Consider the following 2,832-nt stretch of genomic DNA (forward strand, 5'->3'; position numbering starts at 1 on the left):
GGCGGATTTGCAGCGCAGCAATTTCTTTCCCTTCTCCCCTCGGGGGAGAAGGTGGGCCGGAGGCCCGGATGAGGGGGCTGGTTGAGCCAGGCTGGCCGGCGGCGGGTCCGGAGCTGATATCCCCCTCATCCGCCCCTCCGGGGCACCTTCTCCCCCAAGGGGAGAAGGAGTCAGAGCACGTCTACCCCTTGACCCGCCAGGTGGCGCCGTCGGGGCCGTCCATGACGACGACGTTCAGGGCGTTGAGGCGGTCGCGGATGCGGTCGGCCTCGGGCCAGTCCTTGGCCGCGCGGGCGGCGGCGCGCTGCTCAAGCAGGGCCTCGACCTCGGTGCGGAGGGCGTCGGAGACCTCGCCTTCCAGCCAGTCTCCGGGATCAGCCTGAAGCACGCCCAGAATAGCCGCGGCCGCGATCAGCTCGCCCTTCGCCCGCGCCACGACGCCATGGTCGCCCGCCGTCATGCCGCGCTCGATCTCGCTGGACAGGGCGAACAGGGTCGCCATGGCGCCCGGGGTGTTGATGTCGTCCTCGATGGCCTTGAGGAAGTCGGCCGGCGGCTCGTCGGTCGAGACTTCGACGGCGGCCGAGCGGTGCAGGGCCCCGTAGAGGCGGTCCAGCGCCTTGCGGCTCTGATCCAGAAGCGCCTGGTTCCAGTCCAGCGGCTGGCGGTAATGGGCGCTCAGCAGAGCCCAGCGGACCACCTCGCCCGGGATGTTCTGCACCAGGTCGTGGAGCAGCAGGACGTTGCCGATCGACTTGGACATCTTCTCGGCGTCGACGGTCAGGAAGCCGTTGTGCATCCAGTAGCGGCTGTATTCGGCGTGGGGCGACGCCTCATGGGCGTGACCGTGGGCGCAGACGCCCTGGGCGATCTCGTTCTCATGGTGCGGAAACACCAGGTCGATGCCGCCGCCGTGGATGTCGATCGGCAGGCCGAGGGTCTGCTCGATCATGGCCGAGCATTCGATGTGCCAGCCGGGACGGCCCTCGCCCCAGGGCGACGGCCACGACGGTTCGCCCTCTTTCGACGGCTTCCACAGGACGAAGTCGTGCGGGTTCTTCTTGTAGGGGGCGACCTCGACCCGGGCGCCCATGATCATGTCGTCGAGGTTGCGACCCGACAGCCGGCCGTAGGCCTCGTAGGAGGAGACGTCGAACAGCACATGGCCCTCGGCGGCGTAGGCGCAGCCGTGGTCCATGATCGCGCCGATCTGGGCGACGATGGCGTCCATGTGGTCGGTGACGTGGGGGACGATGTCGGGCGGGCTGACGTTCAGCCGGGCCATGTCGTCGAGATAGGCCGCCTCGTAACGCGATGTGACGTCGCCGATCGGCACGCCCTCCTTGGCGGCCCTGGCGTTGATCTTGTCATCCACGTCGGTGACGTTGCGGGCGTAGACCACGGCATTCGCCCCGTATTCGCGCCGCAGCAGCCGAACCAGCACGTCGAACACCACCGGCGGGCGGGCGTTGCCGATATGGGCGTAGTCATAGACCGTGGGGCCGCAGACATAGAGGGTCACCCGGCCGGGGTCGCGCGGCTCGAACACGCGCTTTTCGCGGTGAAGGGTGTCGTAAATCGTCAGCGGCATCGGGGAGTCTTTGCGGGAGAGTTTTCTTGCGGGACGGACGAGCGGTCCCATATACGCCGCCAAGCTGATAAACAGTCCCCCGCGACTTACAAAGCCGCGTGTTCGAGAACCGCCCCATGAGCCTTACCCCCGCCAAGCCCGTTCTGGTCGGCGACAACGACCCGGTCACGCTGCGTCCGTCGCGGGAGGAGGCCCTGAAGGCCGTCCGCACCCTGCTGGCCTGGGCCGGCGACGATCCCGACCGTCCGGGCCTGATCGACACGCCCAAGCGCGTCGTCGACGCCTATGGCGAATGGTTCGACGGCTATGACGCCGACGTCGAGAAGGAGCTGAGCCGCACCTTCGAGGACGTCCAGGGCTATGATGACATGGTCCTGCTGCGCGACATCGAGGTGGAAAGCCACTGCGAGCACCACATGGCGCCCTTCCTGGGCAAGGCCTATGTCGCCTATATCCCGAACGAGAAGGTGGTCGGCATCTCCAAGCTGGCGCGGGTGGTCGAGATCTTCTCGCGCCGGCTGCAGACCCAGGAAACCCTGACCCAGCTGATCGCCGAGGCCATCGAATCGCACCTGCAGCCGCACGGGGTGGCCATCCTGATCGACGCCGAACACCAGTGCATGACCACGCGCGGCGTGCACCACCGCCACGTTTCGACCATCACCACCCGGTTCACTGGCGACTTCAAGTCCGACGCGGCGCTGAAGGACCGGTTCCTGAAGCTCGCCCAGGGACGATAAAAGGGCTGAACCGACTCGCCTCCGAGGCGTAATGCGAAGGTGGAGCCTTTGATGGAACCCTCTTCGGCCCGAACCCGCTTTACAAGCCGGGCCGGGGACGCCAAGAGACGGTCCGAAGCTATAAGCGTCGCTCGCCGCGTGTCGCGCCGGGCCTGATGGAGAACCAGCGCATGGGCGCCAAACTTTCCGGACCGGGTGGCGGCAAGAGCCACACCATTGAACAGAACGCCGACATCAACGTCACGCCGTTCGTCGACATCATGCTGGTGCTGCTGATCATCTTCATGGTCGCCGCGCCCATGGCCACGGTGTCGATCCGTCTCGACCTGCCGCCGGCGGTGCCGCCGGAGAACCCGGAAGAGCAGAAAGAGCCGGTCTACATCACCGTCCAGGAGACGGGCTCGATCTTCATCGCCGACCAGCAGTCCTCGCTGGAAGGCCTGTCGGCCGACGGAGAGGTGCTGGTGGACATCCCCCCTCGGGGCGTGACGAGCTTCCCGC

Annotated in this window: 3 protein-coding genes; 2 read left to right on the forward strand and 1 reads right to left on the reverse strand. The window is 66.9% G+C overall.

Annotation, left to right across the window (positions count from 1 at the left end; genetic code table 11):
• Nucleotides 1-181 precede the first annotated feature (181 nt).
• A complete protein-coding gene (gene cysS, locus RDU12_RS14580) occupies nt 182-1,591 on the reverse strand; it encodes a cysteine--tRNA ligase (protein ID WP_300290138.1) in 1,410 nt (469 codons plus the stop codon).
• A 116-nt stretch (nt 1,592-1,707) separates the two neighbouring features.
• Here cysS and folE point away from each other — a divergent pair, with 116 nt between their 5' ends.
• The gene (gene folE / locus RDU12_RS14585) at nt 1,708-2,331 is read left to right on the forward strand and encodes a GTP cyclohydrolase I FolE (RefSeq protein ID WP_300290139.1); all 624 of its coding nucleotides are present in this window, start codon (nt 1,708-1,710) and stop codon (nt 2,329-2,331) included.
• 170 nt (nt 2,332-2,501) lie between these two features.
• Nucleotides 2,502-2,832: biopolymer transporter ExbD (locus RDU12_RS14590; RefSeq protein WP_308685348.1), on the forward strand; the 331-nt coding region annotated here is incomplete at its 3' end.

The sequence above is a fragment of the Brevundimonas sp. genome (assembly GCF_031082345.1).
GTDB lineage: Bacteria > Pseudomonadota > Alphaproteobacteria > Caulobacterales > Caulobacteraceae > Brevundimonas.